At 55.8% G+C, this 19,073-nt stretch carries 16 protein-coding genes and 1 tRNA gene; 11 read left to right on the top strand and 6 right to left on the bottom strand.

Features of this window, described 5'->3' with window-relative positions; genetic code table 11:
• Window positions 1-130, bottom strand: a 130-nt coding sequence (locus E8Q41_RS05570; protein ID WP_137154521.1) for a GDP-mannose 4,6-dehydratase, incomplete at its 3' end; no start/stop codon positions are given.
• An 848-nt stretch (window positions 131-978) separates the two neighbouring features.
• Between E8Q41_RS05570 and E8Q41_RS05565 the strand changes: the two genes are divergently transcribed.
• The 5 genes from E8Q41_RS05565 (at window position 979) to E8Q41_RS05545 (ending at window position 6,287) form a co-directional block, all read left to right on the top strand.
• Window positions 979-2,415 carry a DNA methyltransferase gene (locus tag E8Q41_RS05565; RefSeq protein ID WP_137154520.1) on the top strand — a complete coding sequence of 479 codons (1,437 nt, stop codon included), beginning with the start codon at window positions 979-981 and terminating at the stop codon, window positions 2,413-2,415.
• On the top strand, window positions 2,408-3,292 hold the full coding sequence (locus E8Q41_RS05560) for a DUF5681 domain-containing protein (RefSeq protein WP_137154519.1): 885 nt from the start codon (window positions 2,408-2,410) through the stop codon (window positions 3,290-3,292). Before E8Q41_RS05565 ends, E8Q41_RS05560 begins: the two co-directional genes overlap by 8 nt.
• A 292-nt stretch (window positions 3,293-3,584) precedes the next feature.
• Window positions 3,585-4,052: a DUF3489 domain-containing protein gene (locus tag E8Q41_RS25480; protein WP_170976369.1), complete on the top strand. Its 468-nt coding sequence runs from the start codon at window positions 3,585-3,587 to the stop codon at window positions 4,050-4,052.
• A 1-nt stretch (window position 4,053) separates the two neighbouring features.
• A complete protein-coding gene (locus tag E8Q41_RS05550) occupies window positions 4,054-4,551 on the top strand; it encodes a DUF2924 domain-containing protein (protein WP_170976368.1) in 498 nt (165 codons plus the stop codon).
• A complete protein-coding gene (locus E8Q41_RS05545) occupies window positions 4,548-6,287 on the top strand; it encodes a recombinase family protein (protein ID WP_137154516.1) in 1,740 nt (579 codons plus the stop codon). The genes E8Q41_RS05550 and E8Q41_RS05545 overlap by 4 nt, the downstream gene beginning before the upstream one ends.
• 82 nt (window positions 6,288-6,369) lie before the next feature.
• On the opposite strand, the gene E8Q41_RS05540 is transcribed toward E8Q41_RS05545, so the two are convergent.
• Window positions 6,370-6,445 (bottom strand) — tRNA-Lys (locus E8Q41_RS05540).
• A gap of 131 nt (window positions 6,446-6,576) precedes the next feature.
• Window positions 6,577-8,664: an EAL domain-containing protein gene (locus E8Q41_RS05535; protein WP_137154515.1), complete on the bottom strand. Its 2,088-nt coding sequence runs from the start codon at window positions 8,662-8,664 to the stop codon at window positions 6,577-6,579.
• Window positions 8,665-9,097: 433 nt separating this feature from the next.
• On the opposite strand from E8Q41_RS05535, the gene E8Q41_RS05530 reads away from it, so the two are divergent.
• From E8Q41_RS05530 to E8Q41_RS05510, 5 genes are all read left to right on the top strand, one after another.
• Entirely contained in the window at window positions 9,098-9,793 is a 696-nt protein-coding gene (locus E8Q41_RS05530) for a sugar transferase (protein ID WP_348640010.1), read from the top strand.
• A 176-nt stretch (window positions 9,794-9,969) separates the two neighbouring features.
• Complete coding sequence (locus E8Q41_RS05525) at window positions 9,970-11,169, top strand: polysaccharide biosynthesis/export family protein (RefSeq protein ID WP_246660086.1); 1,200 nt, start codon at window positions 9,970-9,972, stop codon at window positions 11,167-11,169.
• An 85-nt stretch (window positions 11,170-11,254) separates the two neighbouring features.
• On the top strand, window positions 11,255-11,935 hold the full coding sequence (locus tag E8Q41_RS05520; RefSeq protein ID WP_137154514.1) for a hypothetical protein: 681 nt from the start codon (window positions 11,255-11,257) through the stop codon (window positions 11,933-11,935).
• Window positions 11,936-12,058: 123 nt separating this feature from the next.
• Window positions 12,059-14,308, top strand: coding sequence for a polysaccharide biosynthesis tyrosine autokinase (locus E8Q41_RS05515; protein ID WP_137154513.1), 2,250 nt, complete (start codon window positions 12,059-12,061; stop codon window positions 14,306-14,308).
• Between the two features lie 13 nt (window positions 14,309-14,321).
• Window positions 14,322-15,032: a hypothetical protein gene (locus tag E8Q41_RS05510; RefSeq protein WP_137154512.1), complete on the top strand. Its 711-nt coding sequence runs from the start codon at window positions 14,322-14,324 to the stop codon at window positions 15,030-15,032.
• A gap of 109 nt (window positions 15,033-15,141) precedes the next feature.
• On the opposite strand, the gene E8Q41_RS05505 is transcribed toward E8Q41_RS05510, so the two are convergent.
• Together E8Q41_RS05505 and E8Q41_RS05500 are read right to left on the bottom strand one after the other, a co-directional pair.
• The gene (locus tag E8Q41_RS05505) at window positions 15,142-15,744 is read right to left on the bottom strand and encodes a transglutaminase-like cysteine peptidase (protein ID WP_246660085.1); all 603 of its coding nucleotides are present in this window, start codon (window positions 15,742-15,744) and stop codon (window positions 15,142-15,144) included.
• 186 nt (window positions 15,745-15,930) lie between these two features.
• Complete coding sequence (locus tag E8Q41_RS05500) at window positions 15,931-17,400, bottom strand: O-antigen ligase family protein (protein WP_137154511.1); 1,470 nt, start codon at window positions 17,398-17,400, stop codon at window positions 15,931-15,933.
• 72 nt (window positions 17,401-17,472) lie between these two features.
• On the opposite strand from E8Q41_RS05500, the gene E8Q41_RS05495 reads away from it, so the two are divergent.
• The gene (locus E8Q41_RS05495) at window positions 17,473-18,309 is read left to right on the top strand and encodes a metallophosphoesterase family protein (RefSeq protein WP_137154510.1); all 837 of its coding nucleotides are present in this window, start codon (window positions 17,473-17,475) and stop codon (window positions 18,307-18,309) included.
• Window positions 18,310-18,355: 46 nt separating this feature from the next.
• Here the strand turns inward: E8Q41_RS05495 and E8Q41_RS05490 are convergent, their stop codons facing one another.
• Entirely contained in the window at window positions 18,356-18,979 is a 624-nt protein-coding gene (locus E8Q41_RS05490) for a transglutaminase-like cysteine peptidase (RefSeq protein WP_137154509.1), read from the bottom strand.
• Between the last annotated feature and the right edge of the window lie 94 nt (window positions 18,980-19,073).

Raw genomic sequence — 19,073 nt, 5'->3', positions numbered from 1 at the left:
TGAAGGAGGAGGAGCGGCGCTTGATGCCATGGACGATATAGCCCTTGCTCAGCAAGAGTTCGGCGAGATAGGCTCCGTCCTGGCCGGTGATGCCGGTGATCAGCGCTACCTTCTTCTTATCAGTTGCCATATGAGATTGCCCCAATGTTGTGAACGATCAGATTGAATTAGTGTTCTTGATAAACTTGTCTGTGTTGCAACGCAACGAAGTGTTTCCTGAATGGTAAACTGTGCGGCATTGCCTAGTTAAGCGCCAAAATCTGGGTATTTTCTATGCAATATGCTGCAGTCGCCTGATCATGGGCGGGAGCCGTTTGGGTCTGAGTTATGCGAAACAAATTCCATGCGCGCGATTTCTGCTCCACCGCACGGAGTTCTCGTCGGGTCTTTCGAGAGCTTAGTGACGATGCTTTCGTAGTTTGATAACCGACCGGTATAAAACCGGTAATCGATCGAATAATTTTCGCAGTTGATTTTTTTCTTATTAAACTTTGAACTGACGAAGCTGCAGGCATTCATCATATCCTCCAGTTGGTGTCCTCGAAGCGATACACTCTTGTCGATAAGGGTAACATGCCCCTACCTTGCCGATATTTCGCATATCTTGTAGCTTGTTCTGCATTAAGGGCGTGTTATGACACCAAAAGTACGGGGCCATTTGTTGGCTCGGATCATTCCGTGTAGGTTTCGATCATCAGGTGTCGCCGGAGATGGTTAAGTATTTGAAATATAATGTTATAGTTTTCCACAATATTCTGACTTTTGTCTTTTTTCATCATTTCTACCCTTGGTCGAACATTTCTTCAAAGCGGCTTCAAACCCCCTTCAAAGGCGCTTCAAAGCAAGTTTTAGGTAGTGGCTGGATTTTGTTGTTTTGCGGCTCTCATAGGTTGAGTGTGCTGGTTTTCCTCACTTGCTTCCGACCTCGCCATCGCAAATCATTGAGGCGTGATTTGTCCGATGCTTTTGAGGTCTTTCATGAACACGCATTCGCCTTCGATTGAACTGCTGCCGGTTGGTTCCTTGCGACCCTATGCCGGCAATGCTCGCACCCATTCCAGGAAGCAGATCGGCCAGATTGCCGAGAGCATCAGGCGGTTTGGCTTTACCAATCCCGTGCTGATCGGCGATGACGGCGAGATCCTCGCGGGCCATGGCCGGGTGAGGGCGGCCAAGGAGTTGGGACTGACGGACGTGCCAGTGGTGCGCCTGTCGCATCTGACGCCGGCCGAGCGGCGCGCCTATGTGCTGGCGGACAACAAGCTGGCGTTGAATGCCGGCTGGGACAGCGAGGTGCTGGCGATCGAGCTGCAGGGGCTCATCGATCTCGACTTCGATGTGACGCTGACCGGCTTCTCGCTGGCGGAAGTCGACTTCGCTCTGGATCATGCGCGTGAGGCGTCGCCAGCGACGGTGGACGATGACGCCGATCGGATCGTGGCGCCATCGTCCGGGCCGGCGGTCAACCGGACGGGTGATCTCTGGCGGCTTGGCCGGCATCGGCTGCTTTGTGGCGACGCGCGGTCGAGTGAGGATGTGGATCAGCTGGTGGGTGGAGAAAACATCGATCTGATCTTCACGGATCCGCCCTACAATGTGGCGATCGACGGCAATGTCGGTGGACTGGGCTCTGTCCGCCATCGCGAATTCGCCTTCGCCTCCGGTGAGATGAGCAGGGAAGAGTTCACCCACTTCCTGACTGTCACATTGAGCAACGCCGCCCGTGTCGCCAGGGACGGCGCCATCGCCTTTGTCTGCATGGACTGGCGTCACATGCGCGAGATGCTCGATGCCGGCGAGGCGGCGTTTTCCGAGCTGAAGAACCTCTGCGTCTGGAACAAGACCAATGGCGGCATGGGGACCTTCTATCGCTCCAAGCATGAGCTGGTCTTCGTGTTCAAGGTCGGCTCTCAGCCGCACACCAACAGCTTTGGTCTGGGCGACAGCGGTCGCTATCGTACCAATGTCTGGGACTATGCCGGCATCAGCAGTCTCGGGGTCAGGCGTATGGAGGATCTGGCCATGCACCCCACCGTCAAGCCGGTGGCGCTGGTGGCGGACGCCATCAAGGATTGCTCGCGGCGCGGCGAGACGGTTCTGGATCTCTTCGGCGGCTCCGGCTCGACGCTGATCGCCGCCGAGCAATGCGGCAGGGCGGCCCGTCTCATCGAGTATGACCCGCTCTATTGCGACACGATCATCGAGCGCTGGCAGCGCTATACCGGCAAGCAGGCGGCGCTGGAGGGCAGGGGAGATCAGGCGACCTTCGAGAGAATGCGAGAGGAACGGCTGGAGGGGCAGATAGAAAGCGGCGCCGGCGATGAAACGCCCCATCGACCAACGAGCACCGCACATCCTCAGCCGGCCGTCACTTCAGTTGCAACCCGCAAGCCCAGGAGCCGCCGCCATGGATGAAGAGGCGATCAAGAGGCAGATCCTGTTCGGCGAGGACAGCGAGCCAAAGCGCCCCGCCAATCGCGGCCAGTTCCAGAAGGGTCAGTCCGGCAATCCCAAGGGGCGGCCGAAGAAGGCCATTGCCGATCATGCGCTGTTCGACCAGCCGATGCTGTCGGCGGCCCTCAGTCTTGCCGATAGCCATGTGCCGGTCCGGGAGGGAGGGGAGACGCACTCCATTCCCTGGCGCGAGGCGATCATGCGCTCGATCTTTACCAATGCCGCCAAGGGCAATGCCCGCTCTCAAACGCTGGCTGTGCACACCATCATGCGTGCCGACGCGGAAAGGGCGCGCAAACGCGCCGAGGAGATCGCTTTCTGGCGCGACTACCAGCAGAAGACCTGGGCCCAGATCGAGGCTGCAAAGAGGAAGGGGCTGCCGCCGCCAACGCCTCTGCCTCACCCTGATGACATCATTCTCGATGTGCAGGAGGGCGTCCGCTTCAAAGGGCCCATCGACGAAGTCTGGCAGGCAAAGCTGGAAGAGACCATTCGCTACCGGGATGCGCTGATCATGCAGGACGCGCTCGACCAGCGCAGCGACAGCCGTCTTGACGGCGAGCCGATGCGCGACCCCGGAGCGGCCGGTCTGTGCGCCCATCTCCTGGAAAAGAGCATTCCGCCGCGATTGAGGCTCACCGACACCGAATGGTTGCTGCGGATGATGAAATATGAAGGCATGCCGAAGCGGGCGCTGATGAAGGAGCTCTATGGCGCATGGCGCGGCCTCGGCAAAGACCTGCCGCGTGGCTATGTCTTTCCGGAAAGGACGGTCATGGTTGAGAACATGGAAATCATCATGAGCAAGGTTCATGAGATCCTCGCCGCCGAGGCATGATCGTTGCGCGGCGAGGCGGGCGCGGAAACGAAAAGTTTTTCCCGCAGCAGGGAGGCTCGTGTTGTCAATGCAGCCCGCGCTGCCGGCCCCGCCTCGCCACGAGGGGGTGGACGTAGGCCGGCTGAGGAATAAGCGAACTCCCCGCTCACGCGACTGGACTTCAGCCGCAAAGGAAGCATTGCTGTCAGGGCGGAGCGGAACTCGCCTCCGCCTGCCTACGCCCGCCACAACTATGCGGGCTTTCGTCAGTGCAAGCGCTGGATGGTCCGGCGCTGTATCGACGGAGATCAGCATGACCAGCAAACGTTCCAAATCTCGCCACAAAGACCCCGTAGGTGACGGAAATCTATGCGAAATCGGCGCGGAGTCGAATGAATCTATAATGGAAGGGGCCTGCGCCGGGGATGCTGTCTTGGCGACCAGTCCATTGCCAGCCGGCAGAGCAAACACAAAATCGGCCACAGTTCTGGCGATGCTCCGCTCCACGTCGGGCGCTTCCTTGGCTGAAATCATGGCTGCGACGGGCTGGCAGGCGCATTCGGTGCGGGGATTTCTGTCAGGCACAGTGCGTAAGCGCTTGGCGCTTGTGGTGACATGCGAAACCACCTGCTCTGGGGAGCGGCGATATCGTCTCGGTACCGATGCGCCTCTTGAAACCATCGTAACTACGGAGCCATCCGAACCTGTCGATATTCCAGCCTTTCTGTTGAAGTCCAAGGCCACGAAAGATGCGCCCGGCATCGAGAGTGAGACAGAGTGACATGCCGAAGATGGACAGCATAGACAGCATCAACCAGTTGAACGCATTGCCCAGATCCCACTTGGTCGACCTCTGGACCGAAACCTATAAGTGCTCGCCGCCGAAGGGCATGAGGCAGCCGCTGATGATCCGCGCGATAGCCTGGCACTTTCAAGCAAGGGCGCAGGATGGATTTTCGGCCGATACAAAACGGCTTCTGAAAGCCGCAGTCAAACGTGTGATGGCTGAGTTGGAGTCGTCTCGCACAAACGCGTCTTCTTCAGTGGTGCGAGGTGGCTCTTTAATCAAGAATAGGCGCAACCTCTCAATTCAGAATGCGCCTCGACCACTGCCTCCGCCAGGCGCACGCTTGATCCGTGACTGGAATGGGCGGCGCTATGTGGTTGATGTTGTTGAAGACGGATATATTATGGACGGCAAACACTATAAATCGCTCACCGCCCTAAGCTTCCGGATCACCGGCGTCAAATGGTCTGGCCCCAGGTTTTTTGGCCTATGAGCGAGAAGAGGACTTTCCGCTGCGCCATTTACACCCGCAAGTCCAGCGACGAGGGGCTCGATCAGGCCTTCAACTCGCTCGACGCACAGAGGGAGGCATGTTCGGCCTATATCGCGTCTCAGGAGAGCCTCGGCTGGCGGCTTGTTCCCGAACTTTACGACGATGGCGGCATATCCGGTGGTACGCTTGAGCGTCCTGCGATCCAGAGGTTGCTGCGCGACATCCGAAACGGCGCCATCGACATCATCGTTGTCTACAAGATTGATCGCCTGACTCGCTCGCTCACGGATTTCGCCAAGCTCGTAGATGTGTTCGACAAGCACGGCACATCGTTTGTCTCCGTCACCCAGCAATTCAACACGACCACGTCCATGGGCCGCTTGACGCTGAACGTGCTGCTGTCCTTTGCTCAGTTCGAGCGGGAAGTCACGGCGGAACGCATCCGCGACAAAATCGCCGCGTCTAAGAAGAAGGGAATGTGGATGGGAGGCACCGTGCCATTCGGCTATAAGGTAAACGACCGCAAGCTTGTCATTGATGAAGGCGAGGCCAAACAGGTGCGGCGCGTCTTCGATCGCTATCTTGAGTTACAGTCCGCGAAAAAACTACTGGCCGAGCTCAATGGGCTGCAGGCATCTGCGGAAGCTGGGATTTGTGTTGGCGCATCGAAGCAGGCGAGGCGGTATAGCTACAGCAATCTCTTGTCCATGCTGGCAAACCCCATTTACGCGGGAAAAGTCCGGCATAAGAATTTAGTCTACGATGGCGAACATAGCGCTATCATTGCGCCAGAGACCTTTGCAGCCGTTCAACGAGCCATGGCCGACAATGCTGTTGTGGCGAAGGGAGCGCGTCTCAACCCCGACATCCATCTGCTGACTGGTAAAATCTTCGATCATGAGGGGCATCGACTGACGCCCGTCCACGCCACCAATCACGGCAAACGCTACCGCTACTACGCGACCGACATGCGTCGAGCGGGGAGCGAGAAGGCAACCAAAATGCGGATCGCGGCTGCCGTCATTGAGCCGGTCGTGATCGCGCAGATGATACAAATGCTGAGAGACGGCCCAAAACTATCGCAATGGATTGCGGATTTCGGGGACCAGAGTGAGGTGCAGACGCTGCTCGAACAAGCCCACATTCTGTCCTTGCGGCTTGAGGCCGATCGTAGTGGTGTGCAGCGTCGACTTATCTTCCGGACGATCATGGATCGTGTGATAATCGGGGCGGCTGAAATTCGCTATGTTTTGAATATCGCCATCTTGCTGCGCATCCTTGCAAATCAATGGGATTTCAACGTCGAACAAGACTTTATCCGCCGCTTGTCTTCATGTTTCCCTGATGATTTGCATGACGAAGATCACGGCCTGAAATTGATCGAGATTGTTCAGCCCTGCGTCATCAAGCGCCGCGGCGTGGAGATGCGACTGATTGTCGAAAATGCCGCCGCGATGCGCCCGGAATATGATGAAACACTCATCGCCGCGATCGCCAAAGCTCATATCGCTGTTACGATGCTGACAGAAAGAAAGGGAAGATCGATTTCCCAAGTCGCAACCAATCTTCGCATGAATGGCTCCGACCTCTGCCGGGTTCTTCCGCTGGCATTCCTTTCGCCGAAGGTGACACAAGCCATCTTGTCGGGACGACAGCCGCCGGAATTGACCCTGCGCAAACTGACGCGCAGCGTTGAAATACCGATTGCTTGGGTGGATCAGGACGAGCTGATGTAGGGTTGAGGAAGTTTAACCCGCGATATTGCGAGAAAATTCTAGCGCCCTTGGGAAAAGGTTAATGAAATCAAAGTTTTGATTTTGGTGGGTGATGTAGGGCTCGAACCTACGACCCGCTGATTAAGAGTCAGCTGCTCTACCAACTGAGCTAATCACCCGTCCAGATGCGCTTGCTGCGCGTCTGAGGGGCCGTATAATCAGCTTCCGCCAACTTGGCAAGGGCCACCTGGTCAGAAAGTGCGATGGTTATCAACAGGGTTAAAGGCAGCCCTTGGAACAGCGGTACACTTTAACGTTTGCGCTTCAGCCGACGTTGGACCGGCGCCTCAAGAGACTGGTGGGATGCGATCAACGCCTCAGCTGCGTCCAGCGTGAGCGGCCGGCCGAGATGATAGCCTTGGCCGAGATCGAAACCCAATTCGGTCAAGGCTGAGGCCTGGCTTTCGGTTTCCACGCCCTCGGCGACCGTGATTGCACCAAAACCCGAGGCGATTGCCACTACGGCCTTTGCGATCGAGAGCGAGCCATTGTTGCTTTCGAGGTCGGTGATGAAACTGCGATCGAGCTTGATCTTGTCGAATGGAAAATCGCGAAGATAAGCGAGGGAAGAATATCCCGTGCCAAAATCGTCAATCGAGATCTTCACGCCCAGGGCTTTCAATGACTTAAACAGAACAAGGCTGTGCTGGGCGTCGCCTACGAACACCGACTCGGTGATTTCCAAATCAAGGCGTTGCGGCGCTAACCCGCTTTCGTCCAGCGCGCTTTTGATTGCCTTAACAATGTCGGCGCCCTGCATTTGCCGCGCCGAAAGATTGACGGCCACCGTCAGCTTCTCTGGCCATGCGCTGGCGACGGCGCAGGCGCGGCGAAGCACCCATTCACCGAGTTGCGAAATGAGGCCGGTCGCTTCGGCCAGGTCGATGAAATGGCCGGGGCCGATCAGGCCAAAGCGAGGATGGCGCCAGCGCACAAGCGCCTCGAAGCCGGCGAGACTCCGGTCGCCCAATCTGAAAAGGGGCTGAAAATCCAGTTCCAATTCATTGCGTGTGATCGCCTCACGCAACTCCACGCTCATTTGCCGGCGTCGCTGGGCGGCAGCGCTCATGATCGGCGAATAGACGCGGAATGTCGCCCGGCCAGCCTCCTTTGCGGCATAGAGCGCGATGTCGGCAAGCCGCAGCAAATCCTCATCGGCGCCGGCGTGATGGGGGGCCAGGGCAATGCCGAGACTGCAACTCAGCATTTCCTCGCCGTTTTCGAGCGCGAATGGCTCTGCGAACACGGTCTGCACTTTCTGACCAAAGGCCTCGACGTCACTGACGTCAGCGAGTTGCCCCACCAGGGCAAATTCGTCACCGCCTAGTCGCGCGATCAACGTGTCGGGGAGGGTGGAGGTGAGCCGAACGGCGAGTTGGCGCAACAGCGCATCGCCGGCGCTATGGCCGCCCGTGTCATTGATGTCCTTGAAGTTATCCACGTCCAGAAAGGCGAGCGCCACCACTCCGCCCTTCTTTATTGCCTTGTTGAGCCCGTCGACAAAGGCCGCCCGATTGGCTAGTCCTGTCAGCGTGTCTTCAAGCGCTAGCTTTTCGAGCTTCCGTTCAAACATCCGCGCCTCGGTGACATCCTCGGAAACCCCCAGAAGAAAGCGTGGGGCGCTGCCGTCGCCGACCTGGAGCATTTTCTTGGTGGTCTTGATGATGCGGGTGGCCCCATCGGCGATTTGATGCACCGCCTCATAGACATACGGTTCCCCGGATGTGATCGCGACCTGGTCGGACGCTAGGAATGTCTGGGCGATATGAGCAGGGAAGATGTCGACATCGCGACGCCCCAGAACATCGGCAGGATCCTTGCCGTCATTGGCGCCGCTGACGGCATTGAAGATGATGTAGGCGCTTTCGGCTGCGATGTCCTTGACGAACACCCCATTCGGCATGTTTTCGATAATCGCGTTCAGGATGGTCTGCGTTTCATCCAGTCTACGCTGGGCCTCGTTGAATTCCGTACGGTCCTGAACGATCGCCAGAATTGCGTCGACGCCATTGAAGCGTATCGAACGCCCGTAGGTCTGGACCTCAAACGTCTCGCCATTCGCCTTAAGGTGGACCCAACGGCCGGTTCTCTCAATGTCGCTGCGCACATTGACGGCCAGTTGCATGCGCCTACGTTCATAACTCGGACGGATGTCGAGAACGGTCATCTCCGCTAGTTGCTCTCTGCTGTAGCCATAGAGATCGAGCATGGCGTCATTGACCGTCAGGAATTCAAGTGTCTTGGGATCGTACACCCACATCGGCGACGGATGGGTCGCGAACAGGGATTGAAAGTCATTTTCGCCGATCGGAATGCGAGGCGTTTCAATATTGCCCATTATTAGTCACTTTGAATGAGTAATTGTGACAACGTATCGCAAAAGTATGAACAAATACAAAAAATGGCTGCACAAACCCCAAAGACGATTGCGTGCGATTTCCGGAATTGGGTGGCCCAGGAAGCTCACCAACAATGCTGTCAATTGCTTCAAACGCTGAAAGTCGCTGATACTGGCAGGGAATTCGAGCGCTTGGCCCGCATGAATTCATAGCTCGCCAACGTTGCGGAGAAAACAATCAGCATTTAAGTGAATACCTTAATGTCGAGTTAACCATAAAAATAGGCCGCATCAGCGCAAAAAATATACGTTTCGCCTATTTGGCTGATATAAATTTAGGCTTTAGTAAAAAAAATCTTAATGCTCTGGACTCTTCTCGGCTGAAATGTATATTGCGCTGCAATAGTGCTGCGTAGTGAATGAGGGGCTAATCATGTATCTTGATGTGGAGGCTCGTTCGTCTCAAGTTGAGAATGGCTTGCGAATTCTTTTGTCGAATCCGCGGTCCTTGACTGTTTCGCGCTACATGAATGCAGGCTTGAAGCGGGCAACAGACGTCGTCGTTTCCCTTTTCGCGCTGATCGTGCTCTCCCCGATTTTGTTATTCATTGCTTTTTTGATCCGCATGGAATCGAGCGGTCCGGCTTTGTTCTCACAGAGGCGTTGGGGACGAGGCGGCAGCACAATCAAAGTCTACAAGTTTCGATCAATGTATGTCGATTTGTGTGATCCAACTGGGGTCGCCCAAACTGTTGACAACGATCCTCGCATAACGCGTGTCGGAAGGTGGCTTCGTAAGGCCAACCTTGATGAATTGCCGCAGTTGATCAATGTCCTTCTTGGCGACATGTCGCTTGTGGGGCCTCGTTGTCACGCGATCGGCATGCGAGCGGCGGGTGTGCTGTATGAAGAATTGGTTCCTGAGTATCACCTGCGCCACAGCGTCCGGCCGGGGATGACGGGTCTTGCTCAGGTTCGCGGTTGGCGGGGTTCGACAGAGTCTGCGTCGGCTTCGAAAGCGCGTATAGCGGCTGATCTTTACTATATCGAGCACGCGTCTTGGTTTTTTGATGCCGAGATTCTGGTTGCTACGGTTGTTAATGAGTTGCGTTGCGCGAGTGGATCTTGATTTTGATTTCGGATCCGTTTGGTCTTTGCGTTGCATGTGGGCAACAAGTGTAAAGTGCTTATGTAGCGTAAAGTCGGAATTCAACTTTTGACTTGATTTATACGCCGGTTTCTTGGCGGAGTGTGGACGGGGAATCATCTATTCGCGCTACGGTGCGTGTGTCAGGGGAATATATCATGGTGCGGAAGAAACATATTGGCGTATGGGCGATGATGGTTGTGCTGAGCTCCTGCACGACTTTGCCGCGGTCCGGTCCGACGCATCAGGCGATCGACTCTCAGGCGTCTGAGAAGCTTGTGTCTGCTGATAAGAAGTCGGGTGTGAGCTACGCGTTGGTCGATATTACAAAGAATGTTGTCGGTCACTACGAGTATAGCATTATCTCGTCGCTTGAGGCTGGATTTGGAGTTGGAAGGTCGGCCCCACCGGAGGTCCAGCTCGGCGTTGGTGATGTGGTTGAGATTTCTATCTTCGAAGCGCAGGCTGGCGGTCTCTTTATTCCGGATGACGCCGGAAGCCGTCCCGGCAATTACATCACTCTGCCGAAGCAGACTGTTGACCGTGCTGGCATGATAACGGTTCCGTATGCCGGTTCCGTTGAGGCTGCCGGGCGTCCGGTGTCGGCGGTTCAGGCGGATATTGAAAAGCGTCTTGCAAACCGCGCCATCGAGCCTCAGGTCGTTATCACGACGACTCTCAGCCGTTCGCAAATGGTCTCTATCCTCGGTGATGTGAATTCTCCGGCGCAACTTGACCTGAATCCCGCGGGCGAGCGCGTGTTGGAAGTTATTTCGCGCGCTGGCGGCATCAATGCTCCTGGTTATGAGACTTACGTAACGATCGAGCGCCGAGGAAAGAAGGCGACCGTCCTGTTCCGCACGCTGATCGACAAGCCGTCCGAGAATATCTATGTGCGCCCAGGCGACGTTGTTTACGTCAATCGCGAGCGTCGGACCTATCTGGCGTTCGGTGCGTCTGGTCTCAACGGTCGCATTGACTTCGAAGACTCCAACTTGACCCTCGGCGAAGCCGTTGCCAAAGCTGGTGGTCTGCTGGATGATCGTGCTGATCCTAGCCAGGTGTTCCTCTATCGTGAAGTCGATCGCAAAACTCTTCAGGAGACTGGCGTTGATGTGTCTCGCTTCTCCGGCGATTTGATCCCGACGGTATTCAGAGCCAATCTTCGTGATCCCGGGACCTTCTTTGCTGTTCAGCAGTTTAAGATGAAGGACAAGGACATCATCTACGTGTCGAATTCGAACGCCACTGAAATCAGTAAGTTCCTGAGCTTCGTCAACGGCGTCTCCAACACGACAGCGAATGTCCCTGCAAATGCATTGACGACACGTAATTCTATTCGGCGGTTAACTAACTAATCGGTGCCGCCGATAAGATGAGTGTAAATCTATTGCATTTCTCGACCAGAATGGTATGGGTAAGAAAATGTTAAAGGAGACACGAATGAATAAGTTTTCGCGTGAAGTGCTCGCTGGAGCAGCTTTCGCTGTCTTCGCGGGTCTGGTTGCCCCTGTTGCCGCGTTTGCACAAGATGCTCCCGTTGCAGCCCCGACTGCGCAGGAAGCCAAGGCGGACACGTCTTGCTTCTTGGCTCCGGCAAAGCTGTCGGCTGCGGAAGTCGATGCCTTCCTCGCCAACCCTGCGAAGTTGCTGGCAGATGAGCCTTCGGGTGGCTTGCCGCTTTCGAACAAGGTGCGCGCGCTTGCTGGCTCCAGCAGCCAGGCTGCCGCCAAGATGGTTGATCTGTCCAAGTCCGCGACAGACATCCAGAAGGCTGCCATCGGCGCTGGGTTGTCTCGTGTGGTCCAGGCCTGCGCGAGTTTCCCTGACTATGCAGCAAATATCCAGAACCTCGTTGCAGGTCTCGGTGATAGTACTGTGATCGCCGCCTTTATGGCTGCGTCTTCTGATGTCCAGGTGGCCGCTGTTGGTGGAGCAGGCGTCGGCGCGGCCGGTGGTGGTGTTGGGGGTGGTGATACTTCTGATACGTCAAGCCAGACGAATGCAGATAACTCCACGACTTTCGGTGGTAATGCGACAACTGCTCAGTCTGCCGGTTCTGCTTTTGATGTCGGTGATGCCGGCGGTTCCGCAACCGAAGTGATCAGCGGCGTTACAGATTAACATCGTCTATATAAATTAACTAAAACGCTGATATTGCCGAAATATCAGCGTTTTTTGTTTGACTGTATACGGGCTGAATTTAAATTTGGGGCCTGTGAAATTACTGGTGTGAAAGCAGACAAAATGGCTCTTGCTGCAGACGAGTCCAACAGCGAATTTGAACAATCTATTGATTTTGAAGCTCTGCTAGCCGTTGCCCGGCGCCAGTGGCGCGTTGTTGCGGTTGCTGGAGTGGCTGGTATACTGCTTGGTATCGCTTACATCGTTACCGCGGTGCCCCTTTATACATCGTCAGCATCTCTTCTTATCGACTCGGGCAACCAGAAGATTGTAGACCAGCTCTCTGCAGTCAGTGGGGTTTTGGAGGATGAGGCTTCGGTACTAAGCCAGGTAGAGCTCTTGAAATCTGAGAAAATCGCTCAAGCGGTTAGCGACAAGCTTGACCTGAAGAACGACAAGCTCTTCATGGCTTCGAAAACGGGGCCTTTGCAGTCTGTCATTGCTATTGTACGTTCGTTCTTGAACGTTTCATCGTGGTTCTCGAAAACGCCAGATATAGTGTCCAATGAAGCCACGCAAAGGTCCATACTCGACACACTCTCCAGTAATCTCGCGATATCCCGGGTTGGTCGAACTTATGTCCTGCAACTGAGCTACACATCCCCAGATCCAGGATTGTCGGCAAAAATTGCTCGATCTTATGCTGAGGCGTATCTGACCGATCAACTCGACTCAAAATATGATGCGACTCGACGTGCAAGCGATTGGCTGCAGCAGCGCATAGGAGAACTCCGGCAAAAGTCACTTGAAACGGATATGGCGGTCCAGAGGTTTCGTGCTGAAAAGGGTCTAATTGCGACAGACGGCAAGCTTGTCACCGATCAACAGTTGGCCCAACTAACTAGTCAGTTGATCGTAGCCCAAGCGGAGACCGCAAATGCGGATGCCCGCTATCAGCGGATTAAATCGATTATCGACAGTGGCCAGTTGGACGCAGCCGTTACCGACTCGATCGAAAGCGCCGTTATTACGACACTGCGCGAAAAATTTCTTGAAGCATCCCGTAAAGAAGCGGACATAACAAATCGCCTCGGCTCAAGACACGTTCAGGCTATTCGGCTCAGAACGGAAATGAGCGAATACAAACGGTTAATGTTTGAGGAGTTGTCTCGCATCGCCGAAAGTTATCGCAGCACCTATGCTGTTGCGCGGGATCGTCAGAAGAATCTCGAAGACCAAGTCGCTCAAGCTAAAGGCATCAGTGCTTCTGCAAATGATTCACAGGTTCAACTCAGAGAGCTTGAACGAGAGGCCGAAACCTACAAAAATCTCTATCAAACCTTTTTGCAGCGGTATCAGGAAGCGATTCAGCAGCAGTCTTTCCCGGTAACGGAAGCGCGCATCATTACGAATCCTTCTATCCCGGAGAAGCCGAGCGCGCCTAAGAAGCCGCTCGTCTTAACCCTGTCTGCCTTGCTCGGGCTTATGGCTGGTGCCGGTATCGGCGCATTTCGTGAGTTCAGGGATCGTTTCTTCCGGACCGGCGATCAGATTTCTTCTGCCCTTGGTCTCGAATTTCTAGGGACGATCCCGCTTGCTGCCGATGCCGGACCTGTCAAATCTGCGGACACGAGCCATAAGCGAGCGATAATCAAGACGAGCAAGATTGCTGATCAGGTAATTGATCATCCGTTGTCCGCTTTTGCGGAAACCTTGCGAAGCGCCAAGATTGCTGTCGATATTTACACAGGCGCCAAGAAGCCGAAGATAATCGGGCTTGTTTCTGTGCTGCCCGGGGAAGGTAAGTCGACGGTTTCGGTCAATTTTGCGGAATTGCTTGCCGTGCAGGGAGCGCGCGTGTTGCTGATCGATGCAGACTTGCGTAATCCGGGTGCCACCAGAATGCTGGGTCGACATGCTGAGGCTGGTGTCCTCGAAGTCATCCAGGATGGCGCATCGGTTTGGGACCTGCTTCTTGTCAATCCCAAGACCAAACTTGCCTTCCTGCCCGCGATTGTGAAGCGCAGAATACCGTATTCGTCTGAGTTGCTCGCGTCTGAGGGTATGGATCGGCTACTCGCGCAAGCGTCAGAGCGGTTCGACTACATCGTCGTCGACTTGCCGCCACTGGCGCCAGTGGTCGATGCCCGCGCGGTTGCTTCCAAAATGGATGCTTTTTTGTTCGTCGTCGAGTGGGGTCGCACTGCCCGCAATGTCGTCCGCAAGACGCTTGAACATTCTCCGACTATCGTCAACAAATGCGCAGGCGTGGTGCTCAACAAGGTCGACAACAATAAGATGAAACTCTACCAGCAGTACGGATCTTCGGAGTACTACTATTCAAGGTATTCCAGTTATTATCGCGAAGACTGAGGCGGGGAAGTCGATGTTTTTGCGATTGGCCGTGGCTGGTCTGTTTGCCTGCAGCGCCGCCTATTCGATGCATCTCGCAATCGAGAATGGGCGGGCTCGGGAGATGGTCGCGGCCGCACGTGAGTTGGAGAAGAGTAGGACGTCCTATTCTGCGTCGCAACTTGACCAACTTGTTTTGTCTGATGGCATGGCTTTGGCCATGGAAACATGTCGTTCAGATGTTTTGCGGCCTGCTTTGAGTGTTCAGCTTGTCTCTGCTTCCATGAGAGATGTGGGCGCTGATTTTGACGGTTGGTCACGATCGATGGGCCAAGCCCAATCCTTAGTACGCCATATGGCGCGCTGTATGCCTTCAGAAGGAAATGTCTGGGTTCGAGATAGTCTGTTATCGCGGGCGATCGCGGAGAATCCGACAGAACTTGCTGACAAGATCGCCATCAATGTTGCTCTTAGCCCAAATGAGGCAATTCAACTGCAAGCGCGCCTGGCATTGTGGAAGAAGCTTACTCCGACGACGCTTGAGGCCGCGCAGGACGTTATGACTGCGGATGTTTCGACCATCCTCAACTATGGGGATCAGCGCCTCCTCAAGCCACTTCTTGAAAATACGCCAGTGAGTTTGAGCGCTGTGGTGGATTCCGAAATCAGCAGGCTCGCGGATGATAGAAAGAATTATATTCAAGTTATCCGTGGCCGGCTGAACAAGTCCAGCCGGCTTCATTGATTTCGATTCGAGGTGTGGCCCCCTCGGGGGCTGCCATCCCTTAGATTTGCGTAGCCGCTCCAATAAGGATGCGCCCGTCGCGGTGAAAGGTTTTCGGATAGCTTGATGTTTACACCGAATGCCAGACGCGTGGGTTGCCTGCCGCCTGGATCATGATCCAGTTGAGGCCTGTCTCACGCCAGTTGCGGATGCGGCTGGTGAGCGAGTCCAGAACCAGATCGCCTTCCGAGGTGCGCACCACCAACACCAGATGACCTTCACCCCAGCTGGTGCGGGCTTGTGCAAGACGCAGTGCCCTGGCGGGCCAACCAAGCCGGATCAGTTCATGGCGCTTGGTGATGGCGAAATCTTCGCAATCGCCTGCAACAGGGGCCAGAGACCACTCATCGCCACCGATCGCGCCATAGTCGTTCTGAGGCGTAATCTGACGATTGACCCTGGAATTTACCCGCTTCAATTCCTTGAACTTCGCGGATGTCAGGGTGACCGTGTCTCTTCCTCCCGATGCTCTGCACTCGGACGGCTGCTTGGTGCAGAACAGGACATGGGCGAAGGGTTCCAGCGAGCGGCTCCGCTCGCTGATGAAAAGGGTTTTCGCGTCCGGCGCCGCCTTGCGGGCAGCGCTGCCCAGGCTGAAGGCCTGAGCCGTGGTTGCGGCCGTTGTGCCCATCAGCAGCGCCGCCGACATGATCATCCAGAATTTCATTCTCATGACACATCCCCGTTTTTTCAAAAATCGGGGCGCTGACTTTACGTCGGCTTGCTTTTCAGCGCGCGCCCCGTGTTTTCCATGGGGCCAAGTTACGCGGTTGGACTGTCCATCCCGCTAAACGGTTCAGTACAATTTTATTGAGTGTGTCTTTTTTCTAATTTTTGGACAGGGCGAGAATCTGTTGGGTCAGTTTGCTACAGTCTCTGATCTCTTCACGCGTCTTGTCGACGTTGAACCACGATTGGTGGAGAGCGATACGCAGGCAGCCAAGGCGCCTGCGAAGACGGCCGCCACAGCCGGAATCTGTATCGAGAAGTCGACGATGTTGTGAAGCATCTGCAGGATCAGAATGGAGAGGCCGAGAACCGGCGCCCAACGAAGTTTACGGCGGGCGCTGATGCCCCGGGCAAAGATCCAGATGAGGCAGACGACCGTGATGAGCGTCGCCACGAGAAAGGGCAGTCCCAGCGCAATCACGCCATCGAGATAGAAATTATGCGCCCGCTCCCAAGTGCCATACAATCCGCAGGCGGCGTCTTTGTAGGCCGGAAACACCATTCTAAATGTGCCAAGGCCTGTTCCGGTGAGCAGGTTGTCATCAGCCAGCCGCAATAGGCCAGGCATGATGCAGAAGCGGGCGTCCTCGGTTCCTTGTGTTTCTGCGCGCAGAAGGGCGCGTCCCGAGAACAACAAGCCGATGCCGATAACGACGGCGATGGCTATGAAAGCGCGTGCAAGCCGGAAGCCCAGCTTCGGTCTCGATGACGAGAAGCCGCTTTTCCGGCTCTGCATCGATTGTTGACCTCCCAGGAAGGAGAACATGAAGACGATAAACAGGAGGCCGACCATGGTCGCCGCGAGACCGGCGCGTGAGCGAGTCAGAGACATAGCGCTGAGCGCCAGGGCTGCGCACAACATGTAAAGCGCGGTCCACAGAGCGTCGGGTGTTTTCGTCGCGCTGCGCGCGCCGATCATGCGTCGCCAGAGATTTCCGAGGCCTGCATTTTGCACATGATGAAAGGCGAGGGCGCAGGCGAACAGTGTCGACATGCCGAGATAGGTGGCCGCCGTGTTGCGGTTGACAAAGACGGCGGTCAGGTCACCGAGGTAGAGGCGCTTCTTCTCGAACATCAGACTGTCGGGAAAAAACAGAAACTGGATCAGGCCAAAGGCGGCGATCGCGCCGCCCGTCAGCGCCAGGAAGCGGATCATTTTCAGCGCCTGCTCGTCCTGTCTGAACAAACAAATGCCGGATAAAAAGACTGAGAAAGGCAGGAGCACCGCGATCAGGCCCTGCATTGTGTCTGCGGGAGCGACTGATATCGAATGGTGGCTTGGTCCGTAATAAGCGGCGGATGTGCGCCAGATCGCGTTGACGAGGCTGTCGGGTGCGTAATCGGATGCCTGAAACAGGACCCAGCCCGCCAGTGCAAAGGCAAGAAATGCCGCAACTGCGAAGGCGAAGCGATTGCCGGTCGATGGCGCCGCAATCAAAACCGAAAGGACTGTTACAAGGAACGAAAAAAGTGCAAGCAGATGCAGAGGGCCTGGTTCTACTGAGCCGAAAGGAAGCAGGAGCGCCGGAAAGAGGATCAGATAGACAATTCGTAATACCCGCTCCAGCCATGAGACCGAATGCGAAAACAGCTTTGCCATCGATAGTCCCCCCGATATTGCGCCGGTCGCCGCAACAGTATCCGTCCGGTAACGCTTTTCTCATGAATAATCATGAGATTGAGCCGTGCCGATCTTTTCAGTATCAATCCTGCGGCGCGACGCAAGAGAGAGTGTAATATGTTCAGGCGGCTAAGAGAGTTTTTTAAGACACGCGAGCCCGTTGCGCAGCGTCCGCGTCTGACAATTTCTCCCGATGCTGTCCATGACATCTTTGCTGTTGGCGACGTGCATGGACGGCTGGATCTCGTCAGAGAAGCCGAGCGCAAGATACTTGCTCAGCCTGCTGATACCGAGAAAATCCGTCTGGTGATCTATCTCGGCGACTATGTCGATCGCGGGCCTGACTCTAAGGGCGTGCTTGATTATCTGATGGAGCCGCTGCCGTATCCCTTCCAGCGCATCTGTATATGCGGCAATCACGACGACGCGTTCTTCCAGTTCGCGATGGCGAAGAGCTTCGATAAGCGCTGGCTGGAGTTCGGCGGCGATGCCACCTTGCGTTCCTATGGAATAGACAGCAGCTATGTGCTGCAGACCTCTCCGGATGGCTCTGAACTGAAACGATTGATGAAGCTGGAAGTCGCGCCAGCGCATCTGATGTTTCTGAAGAATGCTCCGACCAGCGTGCGCTGCGGACCATATCTGTTCGTGCATGCCGGCATCATGCCGGGCGTCCCGCTAGAGGAGCAGGACGACATGGACCTGATGTGGATGAGGGAACCATTCCTATCGCGCGGCCCCGAGCTGGATCTGACGGTGGTGCATGGACACACGGCCACGCAAGAGGTTGTCTTCGGAACGAGGCGCATCGGCGTCGATACCGGCGCCTATATGACAGACAAATTGACGGTGCTGCATATCGGCCGACAGGGTGTCTCGATCTTGTAAGGAACCGGGACGAGGGGCGCATCCTTGATGCGCCGCTCCGGGACAATCAGACGCCCACCCATTTCCGGGGATCTAGGCTGGCCTGCATCATCTTCCATTTGAGGCCGGTCTTGTTCCACATGCGGATGGCGTCGATGCGGTTGTCGAGAACGAGATCACCTTTGTTGGAGCGAACGACAAGCACCATGTGGCCTTCGCCGCTCGCAGTATAGGTCACAGCCAGACGCACGGCCCGTGCGGGCCAGCCCATGCTGATGAGCTTGTGCCGCTTGGTGATGGCGTAATCCTCGCAATCTCCGGCCTTCGGGCTCAGCGCCCAGCTATCGCCGAAGCCGGCGGCAATCTGATCGTTCTTGGGCGTAATGGCAGAATTCACCGCCATGTTGATCTGGCGGAGTTGCTCCTGCCTCTTTGCCGTGAGGAAAACCGGAGCGCGGCCCCAACGGGTCCGCTTTGTCGCGCGGCAATCATCCGGGTTCGCCTTGCAAAACAGCACATGGGCAAAGGGACCGACCGTCTGTATCTTTTCGGAGATGAAGGCGAGTTGCTTGGCGCCGGCGCCTGCCGTGCGGCTCGCGCTCGACAGGGAAAATGCCGCAGACTCTTGCGCCATGGTCAGGCCCATGAAGGCGGCAGACAGGGCAATGAAGGTCTTTGCAACGGGACGCATCGCGGTTCTCCTTGTTTTCGGCTCTTTGAATGCCGGTCTTTCCTTGCGATGTGCCAAGGATAGGAGAGAGCGATTTGGGTCCGCTTACAGAATT

The organism is Rhizobium sp. FKL33 (assembly GCF_005222915.1).
Taxonomy (GTDB): Bacteria; Pseudomonadota; Alphaproteobacteria; order Rhizobiales; family Rhizobiaceae; genus Rhizobium_E.
Note: the sequence above shows the minus strand (reverse complement) of the source record. Positions and strands in the feature narration are given on the sequence as shown.

What these genes read in the sequence shown, in the direction of transcription:
- E8Q41_RS05565 (WP_137154520.1), top strand. Translation starts at nt 979, where the DNA reads ATGAACACGCATTCGCCTTCGATTGAACTGCTGCCGGTTGGTTCCTTG.
- E8Q41_RS05560 (WP_137154519.1), top strand. Translation starts at nt 2,408, where the DNA reads ATGGATGAAGAGGCGATCAAGAGGCAGATCCTGTTCGGCGAGGACAGC.
- E8Q41_RS25480 (WP_170976369.1), top strand. Translation starts at nt 3,585, where the DNA reads ATGACCAGCAAACGTTCCAAATCTCGCCACAAAGACCCCGTAGGTGAC.
- E8Q41_RS05550 (WP_170976368.1), top strand. Translation starts at nt 4,054, where the DNA reads ATGCCGAAGATGGACAGCATAGACAGCATCAACCAGTTGAACGCATTG.
- E8Q41_RS05545 (WP_137154516.1), top strand. Translation starts at nt 4,548, where the DNA reads ATGAGCGAGAAGAGGACTTTCCGCTGCGCCATTTACACCCGCAAGTCC.
- E8Q41_RS05535 (WP_137154515.1), bottom strand. Translation starts at nt 8,664, where the DNA reads ATGGGCAATATTGAAACGCCTCGCATTCCGATCGGCGAAAATGACTTT.
- E8Q41_RS05530 (WP_348640010.1), top strand. Translation starts at nt 9,098, where the DNA reads ATGTATCTTGATGTGGAGGCTCGTTCGTCTCAAGTTGAGAATGGCTTG.
- E8Q41_RS05525 (WP_246660086.1), top strand. Translation starts at nt 9,970, where the DNA reads ATGGTGCGGAAGAAACATATTGGCGTATGGGCGATGATGGTTGTGCTG.
- E8Q41_RS05520 (WP_137154514.1), top strand. Translation starts at nt 11,255, where the DNA reads ATGAATAAGTTTTCGCGTGAAGTGCTCGCTGGAGCAGCTTTCGCTGTC.
- E8Q41_RS05515 (WP_137154513.1), top strand. Translation starts at nt 12,059, where the DNA reads ATGGCTCTTGCTGCAGACGAGTCCAACAGCGAATTTGAACAATCTATT.
- E8Q41_RS05510 (WP_137154512.1), top strand. Translation starts at nt 14,322, where the DNA reads ATGTTTTTGCGATTGGCCGTGGCTGGTCTGTTTGCCTGCAGCGCCGCC.
- E8Q41_RS05505 (WP_246660085.1), bottom strand. Translation starts at nt 15,744, where the DNA reads ATGAGAATGAAATTCTGGATGATCATGTCGGCGGCGCTGCTGATGGGC.
- E8Q41_RS05500 (WP_137154511.1), bottom strand. Translation starts at nt 17,400, where the DNA reads ATGGCAAAGCTGTTTTCGCATTCGGTCTCATGGCTGGAGCGGGTATTA.
- E8Q41_RS05495 (WP_137154510.1), top strand. Translation starts at nt 17,473, where the DNA reads ATGAGATTGAGCCGTGCCGATCTTTTCAGTATCAATCCTGCGGCGCGA.
- E8Q41_RS05490 (WP_137154509.1), bottom strand. Translation starts at nt 18,979, where the DNA reads ATGCGTCCCGTTGCAAAGACCTTCATTGCCCTGTCTGCCGCCTTCATG.